This is a genomic window from Streptomyces sp. NPDC102360 (assembly GCF_044766085.1).
Lineage (GTDB): Bacteria > Actinomycetota > Actinomycetes > Streptomycetales > Streptomycetaceae > Streptomyces.
Window position 1 is genome coordinate 729,306 of sequence record NZ_JBIWLG010000003.1, and the last position, 18,021, is coordinate 747,326.

Annotated in this window: 14 protein-coding genes; 4 read left to right on the forward strand and 10 right to left on the reverse strand. The window is 69.9% G+C overall.

Annotated elements, in window-relative coordinates; all coding sequences use genetic code 11:
* Positions 1-51 precede the first annotated feature (51 nt).
* Positions 52-2,394 (forward strand): ATP-binding protein, encoded by a 2,343-nt coding sequence (locus tag ACIRHA_RS17680; protein ID WP_403846148.1) that lies wholly within the window; start codon positions 52-54, stop codon positions 2,392-2,394.
* Positions 2,395-2,412: 18 nt separating this feature from the next.
* Here ACIRHA_RS17680 and ACIRHA_RS17685 read toward each other — a convergent pair whose 3' ends face one another.
* Positions 2,413-2,655, reverse strand: coding sequence for a hypothetical protein (locus ACIRHA_RS17685; RefSeq protein ID WP_403846151.1), 243 nt, complete (start codon positions 2,653-2,655; stop codon positions 2,413-2,415).
* Between the two features lie 164 nt (positions 2,656-2,819).
* On the opposite strand from ACIRHA_RS17685, the gene ACIRHA_RS17690 reads away from it, so the two are divergent.
* The gene (locus ACIRHA_RS17690) at positions 2,820-3,509 is read left to right on the forward strand and encodes a TetR/AcrR family transcriptional regulator (protein ID WP_403846154.1); all 690 of its coding nucleotides are present in this window, start codon (positions 2,820-2,822) and stop codon (positions 3,507-3,509) included.
* Positions 3,510-3,557: 48 nt separating this feature from the next.
* On the opposite strand, the gene ACIRHA_RS17695 is transcribed toward ACIRHA_RS17690, so the two are convergent.
* The 3 genes from ACIRHA_RS17695 to ACIRHA_RS17705 all read right to left on the reverse strand — a co-directional run bounded on the left by ACIRHA_RS17695 (position 3,558) and on the right by ACIRHA_RS17705 (position 7,781).
* Positions 3,558-5,165 (reverse strand): FAD-dependent oxidoreductase, encoded by a 1,608-nt coding sequence (locus tag ACIRHA_RS17695; RefSeq protein ID WP_403846157.1) that lies wholly within the window; start codon positions 5,163-5,165, stop codon positions 3,558-3,560.
* Positions 5,166-5,265: 100 nt separating this feature from the next.
* Positions 5,266-6,234: a diiron oxygenase gene (locus tag ACIRHA_RS17700; RefSeq protein WP_403846159.1), complete on the reverse strand. Its 969-nt coding sequence runs from the start codon at positions 6,232-6,234 to the stop codon at positions 5,266-5,268.
* A gap of 44 nt (positions 6,235-6,278) precedes the next feature.
* Positions 6,279-7,781, reverse strand: coding sequence for a flavin-containing monooxygenase (locus ACIRHA_RS17705; protein ID WP_403846161.1), 1,503 nt, complete (start codon positions 7,779-7,781; stop codon positions 6,279-6,281).
* A 482-nt stretch (positions 7,782-8,263) separates the two neighbouring features.
* On the opposite strand from ACIRHA_RS17705, the gene ACIRHA_RS17710 reads away from it, so the two are divergent.
* The gene (locus tag ACIRHA_RS17710; protein WP_403846165.1) at positions 8,264-10,579 is read left to right on the forward strand and encodes a GH92 family glycosyl hydrolase; all 2,316 of its coding nucleotides are present in this window, start codon (positions 8,264-8,266) and stop codon (positions 10,577-10,579) included.
* 62 nt (positions 10,580-10,641) lie between these two features.
* Here ACIRHA_RS17710 and ACIRHA_RS17715 read toward each other — a convergent pair whose 3' ends face one another.
* From ACIRHA_RS17715 to ACIRHA_RS17735, 5 genes are all read right to left on the reverse strand, one after another.
* Positions 10,642-12,711: a beta-galactosidase gene (locus ACIRHA_RS17715; protein ID WP_403846168.1), complete on the reverse strand. Its 2,070-nt coding sequence runs from the start codon at positions 12,709-12,711 to the stop codon at positions 10,642-10,644.
* Between the two features lie 72 nt (positions 12,712-12,783).
* On the reverse strand, positions 12,784-13,149 hold the full coding sequence (locus ACIRHA_RS17720) for a carbohydrate ABC transporter permease (RefSeq protein ID WP_328631066.1): 366 nt from the start codon (positions 13,147-13,149) through the stop codon (positions 12,784-12,786).
* A gap of 18 nt (positions 13,150-13,167) precedes the next feature.
* Positions 13,168-14,379: an RNA-guided endonuclease InsQ/TnpB family protein gene (locus ACIRHA_RS17725; protein WP_403846172.1), complete on the reverse strand. Its 1,212-nt coding sequence runs from the start codon at positions 14,377-14,379 to the stop codon at positions 13,168-13,170.
* Between the two features lie 10 nt (positions 14,380-14,389).
* Positions 14,390-14,608, reverse strand: coding sequence for a hypothetical protein (locus tag ACIRHA_RS17730; protein ID WP_403846175.1), 219 nt, complete (start codon positions 14,606-14,608; stop codon positions 14,390-14,392).
* Between the two features lie 166 nt (positions 14,609-14,774).
* Entirely contained in the window at positions 14,775-16,010 is a 1,236-nt protein-coding gene (locus ACIRHA_RS17735) for a LacI family DNA-binding transcriptional regulator (protein WP_403846177.1), read from the reverse strand.
* A 174-nt stretch (positions 16,011-16,184) separates the two neighbouring features.
* Between ACIRHA_RS17735 and ACIRHA_RS17740 the strand changes: the two genes are divergently transcribed.
* Positions 16,185-17,156: a phosphotransferase family protein gene (locus ACIRHA_RS17740; protein ID WP_403846524.1), complete on the forward strand. Its 972-nt coding sequence runs from the start codon at positions 16,185-16,187 to the stop codon at positions 17,154-17,156.
* Positions 17,157-17,234: 78 nt separating this feature from the next.
* Here the strand turns inward: ACIRHA_RS17740 and ACIRHA_RS17745 are convergent, their stop codons facing one another.
* On the reverse strand, positions 17,235-18,002 hold the full coding sequence (locus ACIRHA_RS17745) for a hypothetical protein (RefSeq protein WP_403846180.1): 768 nt from the start codon (positions 18,000-18,002) through the stop codon (positions 17,235-17,237).
* Positions 18,003-18,021 lie beyond the last annotated feature (19 nt).

Sequence of the window (18,021 nt, forward strand, 5' to 3'; positions counted from 1 at the left end):
CCTTCGCGTATCCCGCCGAGCGCCTCGGGCACGCGAGGGACAATGCGCTGCATGACGTTCGGCATTGTGCGGCGCCGTCCCGGCGAACTTCCCCGCGAGCTCACCGGTTTCATCGGCCGGGCCCCTGAATTGGCCCAGTTGGCGGCCGCGTTGGACACGCAGCGCTGCGTCACCGTGGTGGGGCCCGGCGGCGTCGGCAAGACCCGGCTCGCGCTCCGCGCGCTCGCGGGCCGCACCACCGGGGCCGATGTGCCGGTGTGCCTGGTGGAACTGTCCGCGCTGCGCGACCCCGGACTGCTGCCGCACACCCTCGCCGCCTGCCTCGACCTTCCCGAGCAGTCGGGGCGGCCCCAACTGGACGTGGTGCTCGACCACTTGCGCGAGACGCCCGCACTCGTCGTCCTGGACACCTGCGAGCACTTGGTGGACGCCTGCGCCGAACTCGTGGACGTACTGCTGCGCGAGACCGACGGCGTACGCGTCCTGGCCACCAGCCGGCAACCGCTGGACGTGCCGGGTGAACACACCTTCCCGCTGTCGCCGCTCAGTGTGTCCGACGCCGGCGGCGAGGCGGTCTCCCTCTTCGAGCAGCGGGCCGCGGCCGTCGTCCCCGGCTTCGAGGTCACCGACGCCGACCGGGAAGCCGTGGTGCGACTCTGCCGCCGCCTGGACGGCATGCCACTCGCCATCGAGCTGGCCACCGTCCGGCTGCGCGCCGTGCCGCTGAACCAGCTCATCGACCGCCTGGAGGACCGCTTCCGGCTGCTGACCGGCGGCCGCCGCACTTCGCTGCCGCGCCACCAGACGCTGCGTACGACCATCGACTGGAGCCACGACCTGTGCGACGCCCGCGAGCAGCGGCTGTGGGCACGGCTCTCCGTCTTCGGTGACGTATTCGACCTCGCGGCCGCCGAAGAGGTGTGCGGGTTCGGCGAGTTGGGCTCGGACGAGGTGCTGGAGGTGCTCATCGACCTCGTCGACAAGTCGGTGGTGCAGCGGGTGGACGAGTTCGGTCCCGGCACCGGCGCCGACGGTGCCACCCGCTACCGGATGCTCGACACGCTGCGCGAGTACGGGGCGGAGAAGCTGGTCGCGTCCGGCGAGGAGACAGCCGCGCGCGACCGGCATCTGGCCCGGTACGTGAAGGCGGCGGACGAGTTCGACCGGCACTTCATCGACGACGACCAGTTGCCGCGCTGCCAGGCGCTGCGCCGCGAACACCCCGACATTCGGCTGGCGTTGGAGTACGCGCTCGGGCGCGGTGACCGGGAGCAGAAGGGGGCCGGGCTCGCCGGGGCGCTGTGGGGGTACTGGCAGATCACCGGGCTCCTCACGGAGGGGCGGTACTGGCAGCGGAAGGCCGCGGCGGCCTTTCCCGGGGCGACACCGGAGCGGGCCTGGGCGCTGATCATCGGCGGGTACATCAGGACGTTCCAGGGCGACCCGGTCGGCGCCGTGCCGGACATCAAGGAAGGCATCGAGATCGCCGACCGGCTCGGCGAATCGCTGATCAGGGCCCGCGGTTGGCTGTACCTGCACTGCGCGTACACGTTCGCCTGCGACTTCGATCGCGCCGAGCGGGCCGCGGTGGCGGCCCATGAACGTCTCGCGGCGCTCGGCGACCTCGTCGGTCTGGTCTGCCTGGACGTCCAGGCCGGGTACCAGTACCACCTGTCCGGGCAGGACGATCTCGCTCTGGAGCGCAGCGGCCAGGGGCTCGCCCGGCTTGGCGCCGGTTCCAAGGAGTGCTGGCTGCGTGGTTTCGTGCACACCGTCGTGGGGATCAGCCACTACTCGAAGGGCGATTCGGGGGCGAGCGAGGCGGCCCTCAAGGAGGCGCTGCCGCTCAAGGCGGCCCTCGGCGATGTCATCGGCTGCGGCTACGCGGTGGAGATCATGGCCTGGGCCGCGGCCCGCGACGGCCGTCACCGGCGGGCCGCGTGGCTGTTCGGCGGTTCGGACGCGCTGTGGCAGTCGACCGGCGGCGAGCTGCTGAGCGGGGCGCCGGTGTCCGTGGAGAACCACCGGACGGCGGCGGAGGCGACACGTTCAGGCCTGGGCGGGGACGTCTACGAGCAGCTGTGGCAGCTGGGCGCCACCGCACCGCGCGAGGCCCTGTTCGCGGCGGCGCTCACCGGGGCGGACGAACTCGTCCTGGAATCGGCGGAGTTGCCGGGCCAGCGCAGGACGGCCTCCGGGGAGTCGCTGACCCGCCGGGAACACGAGGTGGCGCGCCTGGCGGCCGACGGCCTGTCGAACCGGGAGATCGCCGAACGCCTCTTCATCTCGCGCCGCACGGTCGACGCCCACATGGAACGCATCCTCTCCAAGCTCGGCATCGGATCCCGCAGCCGCATCGCGGTGAAACTCGCGACGGCAGGGACCGGGGAGTGAGTGCCGCGCGGCTGCCGCCTACCGGGAGGTCTCGCGCCCTTCGGGCCTGAGGCCACGGAGCGTCCACAGTCCGTACAGGGCCGGCACCGGCTTGCCGAGCAGCCACTCGCCCGGACACCAGTCGTCCGCCCGCACGAGCCTCTCGGCGAGGCCGGGGCGCTGTCGGCGCAGGTACGCACGGGCCTTGAGCGCGTGGGCCGACTGCGACGCAACCTGAGCGAGCGGCGCTGAGCGGCCGGGCAGCCGTCTCATCGGCTTCATCCACGGCTCGCTCGACGTGCCGCAAGCGCCGCCGGGGCCCAGGAGGGGGCGGAAGGTCCCCGACGGCGGCCACCTTGCGGAAGGAACGTTTCCATACCATGCGGCCGAACTGGCGCAAACGCGCCGTTGCACATGTGTTCAGGACGGGCCGATATCCTGGGGGGATGGCGGAGAGAACCGGCGGTGAGCCGCAGATTGATGGACGCTCCACCCGCTGGGACGGGCACAAGGCACAGCGCCAGGTGGAGTTGGTGGACGCGGCGGTCGCGCTCATCGAGGACGAGGGCGCGCACTTTCGGATGCAGCGCCTGGCTGAGCGTGTGGGGCTGCCGCGGTCCGTGCTCTACCGGCACTTCAAGGACCGCGCTTCGTTCGACGAGTTGATCCGCCGGCGGGTCGTGGAGTCGTTCGTGAAGCGGATGGAGCCCACGCTCAGCTTCGAGGGCACCGTCGAGGAGTCCGTGCACCGCGTGGTGGGCGCGCATCTGGACTGGGTGACCCAGCATCCACGCCTGTACGCCTACATGGGGGTCCCCGAGCACGCGATGGGTGACGGCTCACTGGTGGCGGACACGAAGACGGCCATCGCGCTGATGCTGAGCGAGCGGTTCAGTGATGTGCTGGGGGCGCTCGGGGTGAAGGAGGCGCCGATCCGCTCGGTGGCGGTCGGCATCGTGGGGTTCGTGGACACCGCGGTCAATCAGTGGATGCGCGATCCCGAACGCGAGCTGTCCGAGGACGAGTTGCGCGCCATGCTGTGCCGCTCGGTCTGGGCGGTGCTGGAGGCGGCGCTGCGGGACTTCGGCGTGGAGCTGACGCCGCAGCAGCGGGTCGCGGATGTGGAAGGGGCCTGACGGCGCCGCCGGTCGTGATGCGACCGGCAGCGCTGTTCGTCGGCCTCGTCAGCCCGTCGTGACCGGGACGGCCCGTGCGGCCTGACGCAGGGACTCGGTGTCCGTGAGCTTGACGCGGGGGCGTCCTTGGGCCTCCCCCGCAGTCCTTTCCGTGCGGTCGATCGCCTGCCAGGCCTCCAGGCCCAGGGCGTCGGGCGCCGCCGTGGCCCCGGGCTCCGGCTGCGGGAGGCGGCCCGCGGCGAAGTCGTCGAGGAGGGACTCGACCGTTTCGTGAGCGCAGGTCTTGTTGGTGCCGATGAACCCCGTCGGGCCGCGCTTGATCCAGCCCGCGACGTAGACACCGGGCTCGACCCGGCCGGCCTCGTGCGGGACGGTCGCGCTGTCCTCGTCGAAGGGCAGGCCGGGGACGGGGCGGGCTCGGTAGCCGACGGAGCGCAGCACGAGGCCGGCCTCCAGGGTCTCGGTGGCGCCCGTGGGCCGGGCACGTACGGTGCCGTCCTCGTCGGTGTGCAGGGTGTTCGGGGTCAGCTCCAGGGCGCGTACGCGGTCCTCGCCGACGAGGCGTGCCGGTCCCGCGAGGAAGCGCAGCACGATGCGGCGACGGCCCTCGACCGGGGTGCGGGCGGCGAGTTCCGCCAGCAGCCGGGTCTTCTCGTTGGTGTCGTGGGCCAGGCCCTCGGGCCAGCCCTCGATGCTCACGTCCACGTCCTTCAGGGCGGAGAGCGCGAGGAGTTCGGGCACGGTGAACGCCGCCTGTGCGGGTCCCCGGCGACCGAGGAGCACGACCTCGCGGACCTTGCTCGCACGCAGCGCGGCGAGCGCACGGTCGGAGATGTCGGTGCGGGCCAGTGCGTCGGGGTCGGCGGTGAGGATGCGGGCGACGTCGAGGGCGACGTTGCCGTTGCCGATGACGACGGCGCGTTCGGTGTCGAGGGGGTGCTCGTCGTGGGCGCGGTCGGGGTGGCCGTTGTACCAGGCGACGAAGTCCGTGGCGGAGACGCTGCCGTGCAGGTCCTCGCCCTCGATGCCGAGGCGCTTGTCGGTCGAGGCGCCGACGGCGTAGATCACCGCGTGGTGCTCGCGCAGCAGGTCGGCGTGGGTGAGGTCGGTGCCGACCTCGACGCCGAGGCGGTAGCTGAAGCCGGGCTGCGACTCGATGGTCCGGAACAGCTCGGTGACCTGTTTGGTGTCCTGGTGGTCGGGTGCGACGCCGGCCCGCGCGAGACCGTACGGGGTGGGGAGCCGGTCGTGGACGGTGACGCGGACACCCGGGTGCCGCAGGAGTTCGTCGGCGGCGAAGAGTCCGGCGGGGCCCGCGCCGATGACGGCGACCGACAACTCGCCCGAGGGGAGCGTGCGTTGCTTCGGCACGACGTACATCGGTGCGCGGTCGTCGTGCGGATTCTGCTTGTAGTAGGAGGCGTTCAGCTCCAGGAACGGCAACTCCGCCTCGCTGAGGGCGGTGTGCGGCTTGAGCGCGTCGACCGGGCAGGCCGACGTGCAGGCGCCGCAGTCCACGCAGGTGCGCGGATCGACGTACAGCATCTCGGCGGTGGCGAAGCCGGGCTCGCCCGGTGCGGGGTGGATGCAGTTGACCGGACAGGCCAGCACGCAGGAGGCGTCGGCGCAGCAGGATCGGGTGACGGCGTACGGCACGGCGGGCTGGTCTCCGTTCGGGCGTTCAGGGAAGAGCGGCGCGAGGATTGACGAGTGGTCAATCAGCGCTCAAAGAGGGCCAGTTGGCACAGGCGGGTGCTCAGTCGGTGAGCGGCGCGGGTTCGCCGCGGAAGCGGGCCGGGCGGCCGTCGATGCGCAGGGCCCTCCACAGCGGGCGGGACACCTTGTTCATCAGGCCGATGTCCCGGGCGAGCATCCGCACGTCGGAGAAGAGCTCCTGGAGCATCTTCTGGCCGGCCTCGGACTTCCAGAAGACCTCCTTGATCACCCAGTCCGGGATGCCGACCAGATCGGCGGACTTCTTGTCCGGGATCATGATGACGTCGCACAGGATCCGCATGATCAGCGGGAAGAGGACGGACAGGGCGCCCCGGCGGGCCTTGCCGTAGCGCGGGACGCGCAGCCGCAGGAACTCGTGCGCGAAGGAGATGTGCCGGGCCTCCTCGGCGATGTGGATCTGCATGATCCGCTGCGGCAACGGGTGCACCGGCTCCCCACTGCGCAGGGCCCCCTTCTGCAGGTGGTCGATGGGCTCCTCACCGGCGAGGATGCCGGTGAAGAACGCCTCGGGGTAGAGGGAGCCGAACAGCGGCAGGACCCGGCTGAGCTGGCGGAACCAGCGCTTGCCGCCCGGGGTGTCCACGCCGGTGCGGTTGACCAGCTCCTGGAACATCTGGGTGTGGTGGGTCTCTTCGGTGATCTCGTGGGTGAGGTACCTGAACTCGAGGTTCTGGTTGCCCAGTTGGTAGATGTAGTCGAGCGCCCCGCGCATCAGGAGGTTCTCGAACTGCATCCCCACCTTGGCGATCACCGCCCAGCGCCAGATCCCGATCCGGATCTGCGTCTCCAGCGGCTGCTTCTGGTACCAGGGGTGGGCGCCCAGGGCGTCCGCGGAGGTGAGCACCCAGCGGGTGTCGCTCGTGTCCACGGTGAACTCGGGGTCGTCCCACTTGATGTCGATGAAGGCATTGAAGTTGACGTTGACGGAGCCCTCGGACAGGGTCCGCAGGCGCTCGTCGTAGACCTTCCTGGACAGGTTCGGGGTCATCTTCGTCCTCGATTGTCGGTGGTAGGGGTGGAGCGAGCGAACGGTCAGGCGGCGCGGGTCGGTTCCTTGACGTCGGCCGGACGGCCCGCCTTGTCGAAGCGCAGCGGGCTGTCGTCGATGGCGGCCTTCTGGAGCATGGCGCGGTCGCGGTAGTAGTTGTTCCACAGCCGCCACGGGTCGCGGGTGCCCTGGCGCGGCATGACCTTGTCGGCGCGGGCGATGTAGCCGGAGGTCAGCGCCTCGCCCATGACGGAGAACTGGGAGCGGTCGCCGTCGGAGGCCACCGGGGTGGCGATGTCGTGTCCGTGCCGCCGCATGTGCGTCAGCAGGCGGGCGGTGTAGTCGGCCGCCAGGTCCGCCTTGAGGGTCCAGGAGGCGTTGGTGTAGCCGATGACGAGCGACATGTTGGGCACGCCCTCGAGCAGGACGGCCTTGTAGAGGACACGGTTCGTCACGTCCACCGGCTCGCCGTCGACGGTCACGTCCATGCCACCCATGAGCTGGACGCTCAGACCCGTGGCGGTGACGACGATGTCGGCCTTGAGCTCCTCGCCCGACTTCAGGCGGATGCCGTCGGCGGTGAACGTGTCGATGTGGTCGGTGGCGATGGCCGCCTTGCCGCTCTTGAGCACCTTGAACAGGTCGCCGCCCGGGACGACGCAGAGCCGCTGGTCCCAGGGCTTGTAGTCGGGGCTGAAGTGGCGCATGTCGACGCTCTTGCCCGCCTGCGCCCGTACGAGACCGAGCAGCGCCTTGCGGGCGAGGCGGGGGTACTTGCGGCAGAAGGCGTAACTCCCGCGCTGCAACGCGATGTTGCGGGCCCGGACGACCTTGTGGGTCAGCCGGGCGGGAGCGCGCAGCTTCTTCATGACGGAGGTGAGCGGGTCGACCTCCGGCAGGGCCATGACGTACGTGGGTGAGCGCTGCAGCATGGTGACGCTCGCGGCCTTGTCGGCCATCGCGGGCAGCAGGGTGATGGCGGTGGCGCCGGAGCCGATGACGACGACGCGCTTGCCGGCGTAGTCGAGGTCATCCGGCCACTGCTGGGGGTGCACGAGCGTGCCCTGGTAGTCGGCCTCGCCCGGGAACTCGGGGCGGTAGGGCTTGTCGTAGTCGTAATAGCCGGTCGCGCCGACGAGATAGCCGGCACTGTACGACTCGTGCTCGCCGGTGCCCTCGTCCTCGACCTCGACGGTCCAACGTCCGGTCTCGTGCGAGAAGTCGGCGCTGATGGCGCGGCGGCCGAAGCGGGTGCGCTCCAGGATGCCGCCGTCGGCCGCGGCGTCCTCCACGTACTGGCGGATCTGCGCGCCGCCTGCGAGGATGCGCGCGTCGCTCCAGGGCCGGAACCCGAAGCCGAAGGTGGGCATGTCGGAGTCCGACCGGATGCCGGGGTAGCGGAAGAGGTCCCAGGTGCCGCCCACGCGGGCGCGGCGCTCGAGTACGACGAGCGAGGCCCTGGGGTTGTCGCGCAGGACATGGCGCGCGGCGCTGATGCCGGATATTCCGGCACCGATGACCAGGACGTCGACGTGCTGCTGCTCCATCGCGGAGGGTCCTCGCTCTCGCTCGTGAGCCCCTGAGAGAGACAGGGACGGAGGGTTCGACGTCGCTCGGGACGTCGGCGGTACTCAGACACGTGGTTCTCATCTGCGCGGTACCCGCAATTTACCTGCGACACTCTGTTTCAGATACCGCTGGTAACGTGACGTGGGTCACACCAGTAGGCTCCCGTGACACAAAAGAACGCCCTTAGGTAGCACAGAAGTTGGCGCCGTGAAGCACGTTTCCGGTGGTGGGGGCATCCCCGGACGCCACCCCAACAGCCCCCGCACCCTCATCCATTGACGAACCCCCTCCCTCCCGACAAAGATCGACAGGAACCACGTCGACAACGTTGTCTATCGAGAGGGTCGCGATGAGGGCGTCGCCATCACCGAGCTCGCAGAACGCACACAGACCGCTGAGGTCGCTCAAACCACTGCGGTCGCTGAGCCGCACCGTCACCGCCGCGTTCATCGTCACCACCGTGGCCGCCGCGTCCCTCACCCCCGGCGTCGCGAGCGCCGAGGAAGCGGGGCCCGGCTTCGCCTCCGACCCGACCAGCCTGGTAGACACGTCGATCGGCAACAACGGCGACGGAACCACCTTCCCCGGCGCGACCACGCCCTTCGGCATGGTCCAGTTGAGCCCCGACACACAGCTGAACAAGTACGCCTCGTACGACTACGCGCAGGACAAGATCCTCGGCTTCAGCCACACACACCTCTCGGGTGTCGGCTGCCAGACGATGGGCAACATCCGGTTCATGCCGACCACCGGCGACGTCACGTCGTCCGATCCGGCGCAGTACGGCGCGAAGTTCAGCCACGACAACGAGACCCGCTCACCCGGCTACTACGGCGTGAAGTTCGACAACGGCATCAAGGCCGAGCTGTCGGCGACCAAGCGGACCGGCCAGCACCGCTACACCTTCCCCAGCGGTTCGGGCGCGGAGAACGTCCTCATCGAGGCCGGGGAGAGCAACGGCAGCACCTACGCCGGTGACATCAAGGTCGTCGGCGACAACACCGTCGAAGGCTGGGTCCAGGGCGGCAACTTCTGCGGGGAGACCGGCAAGGAGCGCTACCGGGTCTTCTTCAGCGCCAAGTTCAACCGGTCGTTCTCGAAGTTCGGCACGTGGAGCGACGGCACGCTCACCCCGAACCAGCGCGAGGCCTCGCGGGGCGACAAGCGCGCGGGTGCCTGGCTGTCGTTCGACCCGTCCAAGGGCGACAAGGTCGGCGCGTCGGTGGGCCTGTCCTACACCTCGGTCGACGGCGCGCGCCTCAACCGGGGCGCCGAGCAGCCGAGTTCGTTCGACCGGGCCCGCTCCGGAGCGCACGACGCGTGGCAGGGCGAGCTGAACCGGATGCGGGTCGCCGGCGGCTCCACCGCCGACCAGCGCACGTACTACAGCGCGCTGTACCGCTCGCTGCTGCACCCCTCGATCGGCTCCGACGTCGACAACCGCTATCGCGGCCTCGACGACAAGGTGCATCGCTCGGATTCCACGTACTACCAAATGTTCTCGCTGTGGGACACATACCGCTCGCAGAACCAACTGGTCGCGCTGCTGCACCCGGACAAGGCCGCCGACATGGCCAAGTCGCTGCTGCGTGTCTACAAGGACGCCGGCTGGCTGCCGCGCTGGAGCCTCGGCAACAGTGAGACGAACGTGATGAGCGGCGACCCCGTCACCCCGTTCGTCGTCGACCTCTACAACCGCGGACTGCTCGACCACAGCACCTCGCGCGAGCTCTTCGACGCGCTCTGGAAGAACGTCAACGAGGTCCCCGCCGACCAGTCCACCTTCCGTGGCCGCGACGGCAACCCGACGTACGTGAAGAACGGCTTCGTCGGCTACCAGGATCTGCCCGGCTACAAGTTCGGGGACAGCCGCCAGGCGGGCTCTGCCACGCTGGAGTACGCGCTCGGCGACTGCGCCCTGTCCACGATGGCGGACGGTCTCGGCCACAAGGACAAGGCCGCGACGCTCGCCTCGCGCTGCGACAACTTCACCAAGCTGTGGGACTCCGGCGTCACTTCGCAGGGCTTCACCGGGTTCCCCGTGACGAGGAACGCGGACGGCAGCACCGCCGGTGACACCGACCCGGCCAAGGCAGGCGCCTTCCACGAGGGCACGGCCTGGCAGTACCAGTGGCTCGCACAGCAGAACCCGGGGGCCCTGTACAGCCTGATGGGCGGCAAGAAGGCCGCCGAGCAGCGGCTCGACAAGTTCTTCGACATGCCGACCGTGCTCAGCGACCCGGCGAAGGCCGCCAAGGAATCGTGGGTGACGGGGGCGTACGACTACCACAACAACTTCGCGTTCAACCCGAACAACGAGCCCGACTTCCACGCCCCGTGGATGTACGCGTGGACCGACACCCCGTGGAAGACCTCCTCGGTGCTGCGGGCCATGCGGACGCTGTTCACCGACGACCCGTACGGTATGCCCGGCAACGACGACCTCGGCGCCACGTCGTCGCTGCTCGTCTTCGCCATGGCCGGCGTCTTCGAGGTCCAGCCCGGCTCGGCGAAGTACGTCCTGTCGGCCCCGATGTTCGACAAGGTCGAGATCCGTCCGGCGCACGGCCGCAGCATCAGCATCGAGGCACCGGGCGCGGACGCGTCGAAGCTGCAGTACGTCTCGTCCGTCACCACGGGCAAGGGCACGCCGCTGCGCCAGAGCTGGCTCTCCCACAAGGACCTGCTCGGCGCGGGCACGATCGGCGTCAAGCTGTCGGACAAGCCGACGGCTTGGGGCACGAACGCGGCGCCGCCTGCGGTGGCCGGGAACTGAGGTGGTGGGGCGCGGCTCCTCGTTCACGGGGGCCGCGCCCCACGCCCGCGGTGGAGTGTGTCCTACCGGGTCGTCTCCTCCAGTACTCGTACGTCCCACGGTCCCAGCGCGATGTCGCTCCCGGGCTCGTGGACGGCGCCCGTCAGAACGTCGCGCGCCGCCTGCGGCACCGTGAACGACCGCGGCTCCCAGGACCAGTTGTGCAGGAAGCGGACCCGGCGACCGTCCCGCGCGGTGGCGGACGTCGCCGTGACGGTTCGAGCTTCCGGGTTCCAGGACGTCTCCGGCGCGGACCAGCGGAACAGGGAGCGCCCCAACTCCGGGTCAGGCACCGTGCCCACGTAGGTGATGCGGCCGGCCCCGTGCGGGTGTGTGGTGACGGCGGGCCAGCGGCCGAAGTGCGGATGCTCGTACGACGCGAGGATCTGCGCGCCGCGCGGCGTCAGCCCGTCCGCCCAGTGGAGCGCATGCGCCTCCTCGGGGAGCGGGAAGGTGTCCGTACCGCGAACGGTGAGCGGTGTCGTCAGGTTGCTGAACTCGTCGTAGGTCACCCCGGCGGCCTCCGCGAGTCGCGCGGGCTGGTCGTCCGTGCGGGCGCGGGCCTCGTGGTCGGCGTACGCGGTCCGCGGGCCGATGATCAGGTGGCCGCCCCGCTCGGCGTAGGCGGCGAGGAGATCGAGGGTGGCGTCGTCGGCCGCGTAGTAAGCGGGGGCGACCAGTACGCGTGGCAGGTCGGCGGCGTCCGGCAGTTGGGCCGGGTGCAGCACCCGGGCCTGGAGACCGGCGTCGAAGGCGCCGCGGTAGAAGGCGTCGAAGATGGTCTGGTACGCGTTCGGATCCGCTCCCCCGTCCGCCCGTGCCAGCGGGGGCTGGGCCTGCAACGCCCACTTGCTGGGACCCGCATAGAGGAAGGCGACGTCGGCGTCCGGGGTCAGGCCCGCCACCAGATCGCCCGCCGTCTCCAACTCGGCTCCGAGCGTGGCGAGTTCACGGTAGACGCGACCGGGGCGGCCGTTGTGCGGCAGCACGCCGCCCCAGTAGGTCTCGGTGCCGAAGTGCAAGGTGTGCCAGTGCCAGTACTCGATCATCGAGGCCCCGCGTGAGATCAGCGCCCAGGCGGCCTGCCGGTACTGGCCGTCGTACGCCGGCCGGTTGTGGTGACTCCCGCCGATGGCCTGGGCGTTGGTCTCGGTGACGAGGAACGGCTCCTGGCGCGAGGAGTACATGCGGTCCGCGCTGCGGTACAGGGCCCAGGTGCCGGAGGTCGTCCAGCCCTGCGGCGTCTGCGGTCCCTCGGGGTGGGCGAGTCCGTCCTGCATCGCGTAGTAGGGATTGCCGGCGGTGACGTCGAGGCGGCGCGTCAGCTGCTCGTCCTCGATGCCGGGACGCTCGTAGGAGATGCAGGTGGTGACGAACTGGTCGGGGCGCGCGTACTCGCGCACGATGTCCGCCTGCCAGCCGATGAACTCGGTCGTGAGGTCGGCCTGGAAGCGGCGCCAGGCCAGGTCGTACTGCGGCTGGGCGTTGTTGTCCGGGGTCCACAGGTCGGCCCAGGTGGCGAGCCGGTGCGACCAGTAGACCAGGCCCCATTCGCGGTTCAGGGTCTCCACGTCGCCGTACTGGGCGCGCAGCCGGTCGGTGAACTGCTGGAAGACACCGTGGTTGTGGAGGAGTTCGTTGCCGGGTTCGTTGTCGACCTGGAAACCGATGACGGCGGGGTGGGTGGCGTAGCGGCCGATGATCTTGCGGATGACTCGTTCGGCGTGGAAGCGGAACGCGGGGTGGGTGAAGTCGACCTCCTGACGGGCGCCCCAGCCGATCCGCTGCCCCGTCCTCCGCTCCCCCGCGATCTCCGGGTAGAGGCGGGCGAGCCACGGCGGCACGGCGTACGTCGGGGTGCCCAGGACCACGGAGATGCCGCGCTCGTGGGCGCCGTCGAGCACGGGCCGCAGCCAGTCGAGGTCGAAGCGGCCGTTGTCGGGTTCCCAGGTCGACCAGACGGACTCGCCGACCCGGATGACGGTGAAGTGCGCCTCGGCCATCTGGTCGAGGTCGTCCTTGAGCCGGTCGTGCGGCTGGTACTCGTGGTAGTAGGCGGCACCGAACAGGACCCGGTTCGGGAGGTCGAACATGCTTCTCCTATACGAGAGTTGGTGGTGCGTGGGTCGGTGGTGCGTGAGTCGGTGGTGCGTGGACCGTTGGTGTCAGCCCTTGACCGCGCCCGTGGACAGACCCTCCAGGAGTTGCTTGCGCAGGAGGACGAAGACGAGGACGGCGGGGAGCACCGCGAGCACGGATCCGGCGAGGACCAGGTCGTACTGCCGGTTCTCGGCGCGGAAGAGGGTCTGCAGCCCGAGCGGAAGGGTGTACTGGGAGCTGTCGGAGACCAGGACGAGCGGCCACAGGAAGCTGTTGTAGCTCTGCAGGAACTGCCAGACACCGAGGGCTCCGAGCGAGGGGCGCAGCAGTGGCAGCACCACGCGCCGGAAGATCCCGAACTCACTCGCGCCGTCGATGCGGGCGGCCTCCAGGATCTCGTCCGGGACGCTCTGCACGATGTACTGCTGCATCTTGACTTCCTCCCCCGCCTAAAAGCGGGGGATTCCACGGGTCGCCCCGTGGTTTTCCTGTTTCACAGCCGACTGCCCGCCCGGAGTACTCCGTTGAGGTCTTACACCAGCTCCACAGGCAGAGACCGCCAGCCCGGCGGCCCTCAGGTTCTTCGCTGCGTTCACGTCCCGGTCGTGGGCCGCCCCGCAGTCACACGTCCAGGTGCGAACGTTCAGCGGCATCTTGCTCTGCATGGTGCCGCAGTTCGAGCACAGCTTGGAGGACGGGAAGAACCGGTCGACCACGACCACGTCGCGGCCGTACCAGTCGGCCTTGTACTCCAGCATGCTGCGGAACTCCGACCATGCGGCATCCGAGATGGCGCGGGCCAGAGTCCGGTTCTTGACCATGTTGCGGACGGTCAGGTCCTCGATCACGAGCGTTTGGTTCTCACGCACGAGACGGGTCGTCAGCTTGTGCAGGTTGTCCCGGCGCCGGTCGGCGATCCGGGCGTGGATCTTCGCAACCTTCAGTCGGGCCTTGGCCCGGTTGCTGCTGCCCTTGCCCTTCTTCGCCAGCGTCCGCTGAGCCTTCGCCAGGCGGACACGGTCGGCACGCTCATGGCGCGGGTTGGCTACTTTCTCCCCGGTCGACAGGGTCAGCAGGTGGTTCAGCCCGACGTCGATACCAACCGCCGTATCCGTGCAAGGAAGCGGCTGCACCGTGGGGTCCTCGACGAGCAAGGAGGCAAACCAGCGGCCGGCCGCATCGCGGGACACGGTCACCGAGGAAGGCGCCGCACCTTCGGGCAGCGGCCTCGACCACACGATGTCCAGCGGTTCCGTCATCTTCGCGAGAGTCAGCCTGCCGTCACGGAAGCGGAAGGCGCTGGTCGTGTACTCGGCGGATGCCTTCGACTTCTTCTTCGACTTGAAGTGCGGATACTTCGCACGCTTCGCGAAGAAGTTGCCGTACGCCGCCTGGAGGTGCCGCAGGCATTGCTGGAGGGGGACCGAGGAGACGTCGTTGAGGTACGCGAGTTCCTCGGTCTTCTTCCAGGCGGTGAGCATCGCCGAGGTGGCGTTGTAATTCACCCGCTCCTGCCGGATCACCCACGCTTCGGTGCGTGCGGCGAGCGCCAGGTTGTAGACCTTCCTCACGCAGCCGAAGGTGCGCGACAGCTCCGCTGCCTGCGCATCCGTCGGATAGAAGCGGTACTTGTACGCCCGCTTCACGTGAGCCGTAGCCATGGCTCACAAACTAGTACCCATTTTTGTAGGAGACAGCCTGCTGGTAGTAGTGCACGATCAACGGGGTGTCCGAGTCCAGGCCGTACAGCTTGCCGTCCTTGCTGAACGGGGCGGTGCGCGCGGGCAGCAGGTCCTCTTTCAGGCCCGGTGTCCTCGCCACGTCCTCGCCGAGGTCGCGCAGCAGTCGCTCGGCGATGTCACCGCGCAGCATCCGCGGAAAGGCGCTCATCTCGAAGCCGACCACGTCCGGCACACCGCGCTCGGCGACGGCTTGCGCCAGCAGCTTGGTGACCAGGTCGGGGGCGCCGGCCCGGGTGGTGCTCAGGTGGTACGCGAAGTCGGTGAGCCGGTCGGCGGCCGGGATGGAACGGGTGAAGAACTCCTCGTAGTTCTGGTCATGGGTCCACAGCGCGAGGGTGACGTCGCCCGATGTACGGGGTGTGGTGGCACCACGACCGCAGGCGGCAAGGGCGGTGGTGGCACCGAGCCCGAGAGCGCCGCGAATCAGGGTGCGGCGGGACGGTGGTCGGGTGGGCGAGCGGTCGAGGTGGAGGTGGCGGCTCGGGGTGGAGTGGTTTTTTTGGGGGGGCGACGGTGTCCGTTGCGGATTGCGGGTTGCGCGGACAGGGTCGGGATCGTGGTGCGGTGGATGCCCGCACGATCAACTCACTTGCCAGTTCGGGGCGTTCAGCCTGGTGTGGCTTGCCCTCGATCATGGCTGTCAGGACCTCGACGGCGCGGGTCGCGACGGTCTCGAAGTCCTGGCGGACGGTGGTCAGCGGCGGGGTGAGGTAGGCGGCCGCCGGTGTGTCGTCGAAACCGACGACGCTGACGTCCTCGGGTACGCGGCGCCCGGCCTCGGTGAAGGCGCGCAGGGCGCCGAGTGCCATCTCGTCGTTGGCGGCGAAGACGGCGGTGACCTCGCGATCGCGGGCGAGTTGCCGGGCCGCGCGGTAGCCGGAGGCCGCGGTCCAGTCGCCTGCGGGTGCGAGCGGCGGCGCCGGGGCACCGGCCGCCGCCAGCGCCGCACGCCAGCCGCGCTCGCGGTCGCGGGCGCTGAACCAGTTGTCGGGGCCGGGGATGTGCGAGACGGTCCGGTGACCGAGGGCGAGGAGGTGCTCGGTTGCGGCCCGGGCGTCGGCCACACCGTCGGCGCTGACCACGGCACTCGCGGCGCCGGACGGTTCCACAGGTTCGCCCAGACTCACCATCGGCACGTCGCAGCGGAACCGGAGCGGCGAACCGTCATCGACGGGCTCCGACAGCACGACGCCGTCGACCCCCTCGGCCAGCAGTGCGGCGACGGCCGCGGCGAGACTCCGGTCCCGGCCGTCACGGGTTCCGGCCAGCGAGAACGCGTAGCCGGCCCGCTGCATGGCCCGCTCCAGAGCCATGAGGAGAGTGGTGGGCCCGTAGTGCGCGCTGCCGAGCGAGATCACACCGATTCGGCGGTGCCTGCCTCGGAGCAGCGCGCGGGCCGTGTTGTTGGGGCGGAAGTCGAGCTCGCGGATGGCCCGGTGCACGCGTTTGCGGATCTCCGCGCTCACATACGGCTCACCGTTGACGACGCGGGACACCGTCTTCTGCGAGACGCCGGCCGCTCGGGCCACGTCGGTCATGGTGGTCGGCATGCGCCCTCCGGTGATTGACCTGCGGGCCTGACTGCGTAGTCAGGCCATAGTTCACACGGCCGAAACGGGCGTCAATACCTTTCGCGCGACGTTCGATGGGCCGCACAACTTGCCGCGACGTCGGGCGAAATGCACTTGTGCGTGCCGTCCTCCGGATGATGCGGTGACACGGTGATCAATCACGATGAGACGGCCGATAGGTCGGCCACGGTCCGGCCGTCGACGTCGGCGTGGGTACGACGATTCCTTGATGCCGACGCCGGTGAGCGGATCGTGCGCGTCGAGGCCCTGCACGGTGGTGTCACCGCAGAAATGCGGAAGCTGACCGTCGCCGCGCGGGGCGGCGGCGCCCGCGAGTTGGTGCTGCGGAGTTACGTGGACCCGTTCTTCGTGGACCGTGCCGAGGAGGCGCTGGACAGGGAGGCCGGGGCGCTGGCCGTGCTGGCGGGGGCGACCGACGTAGCGGCACCCGGGCTGATCGCGGCCGACCCGACCGCGGCGCACTGCGAGTACCCCTCGCTCCTGATGACACATCTGCCGGGCCGTGCGCTTCTCGGCGACGAAGGGCTGGGCGAGCGCGTCCGGCTGCTCGCACGTCAACTCGCGGCAATCCATGCGGTGTGCCCCGACGAACAGCCCCCGAAGTACGAGGCGTTGACCACCGCCGACACCGTCGTGGTCCCCGAGGGCGCCGACTCCACCGCATGGGCCGCGGCGATCGACCTCATCCGTGAGCCCACACCTCCCTACGAAGGACGCTTCCTGCACCGGGACTTCCACCTCGGCAACGTCCTGTTCGACACACCCCCGACCCGGATCACCGGAGTCGTCGACTGGGCCGGAGCCTCCTGGGGCCCGACGGACCTTGACGTGGCGCACAGCTGCACCAATCTCGCGTTGCTGCACGGACCGGAGTGGGGGCAGCGGTTCGCCGACGCGTACGAGGAGGCCGGTGGGGTGCTCGCGCGCGATGCAGGTGAGCGGTTGTACTGGCGAGTCCGTGATGCGCTCGCGTTCAGCGAAGAGGTGCAGGTGGTGGCGCGGCCGTGGCGGGAGGCGGGACGGACGGAGCTGACGACGGGGGTGGTGGAGGGGCGGTTGGATGCGTATGTCACTGGGCTGATGTCATCGGCATCATCGATCTGATGGGCATCATCGGCCTGATCGGCCTGATGGCAGCCATGACGTGCTGGAGCGCGCCCGCCGGCCACGTCCCGCCGGGCGTCAGTAGCGATGCCCCGGCCAGTGCGGGTGCGTCCAGCGGTCCTCGCCGGTGAGTGCGAGCAGTCCTATCCGGCGCAGCAGTTCCGGTGCGGCGCCGGAGGCACGGAGCCGCGCCGCCGCGTGGCCGTGGAGCCAGGCCGCCAGGTCGGCGCTCATCCGATCCTCGTCGTTCTCGTACCAGTTGACGAACCACGGGAGTTGGTCGCCCAGCAGCTCGTACTCCCATTCCTCCGCGGCCTCCGCGAGCCGCTGGTCGCTGAGGGGACCGGTCTGCCGCTCCCAGGCGGCGAGCCAGGGTGTGACCGTGCCGGACGCCTCGGCGCACATCGCCAGGACCTGGTGTGCCGGGACGGCCGCGTCCGGGTCCGTGAGGCTCTGCACCCACCAGGCGTGCAGAAACTCGCGTACCGCACCGGCCTGTTCAGCGGGCCACCGCTGCCAGCGGCCACGGGCGAAGGAATCCCCCGCCTCTTCAAGACCGAAGAGCGGATCGACGCGACCGGCCACCAGGGCAGGGGCGAACTGCGGCAGGATGCGGCGCAGCACCGCCCCGTGATCCGTCCAGTCGACGGCCTGCCAGGTGCGGCGCAAGAGGTCCGGATCCAACTCCACGCCGGGCGTCTTGAGCAGCGCCAGCTCCTCCGCGCTCCCCCAGTGACACTCGCAGTTCGCCTCGTCCGGGCGTGCGGTCATTCCGCGGAAGACCGTGGTGAGTTGGGCCAGAGCGACGTCGAGTCCGCGGCGGGCGGGGTGGTCGGCTGGACGCATGAGGGGCACCCGTACCTTC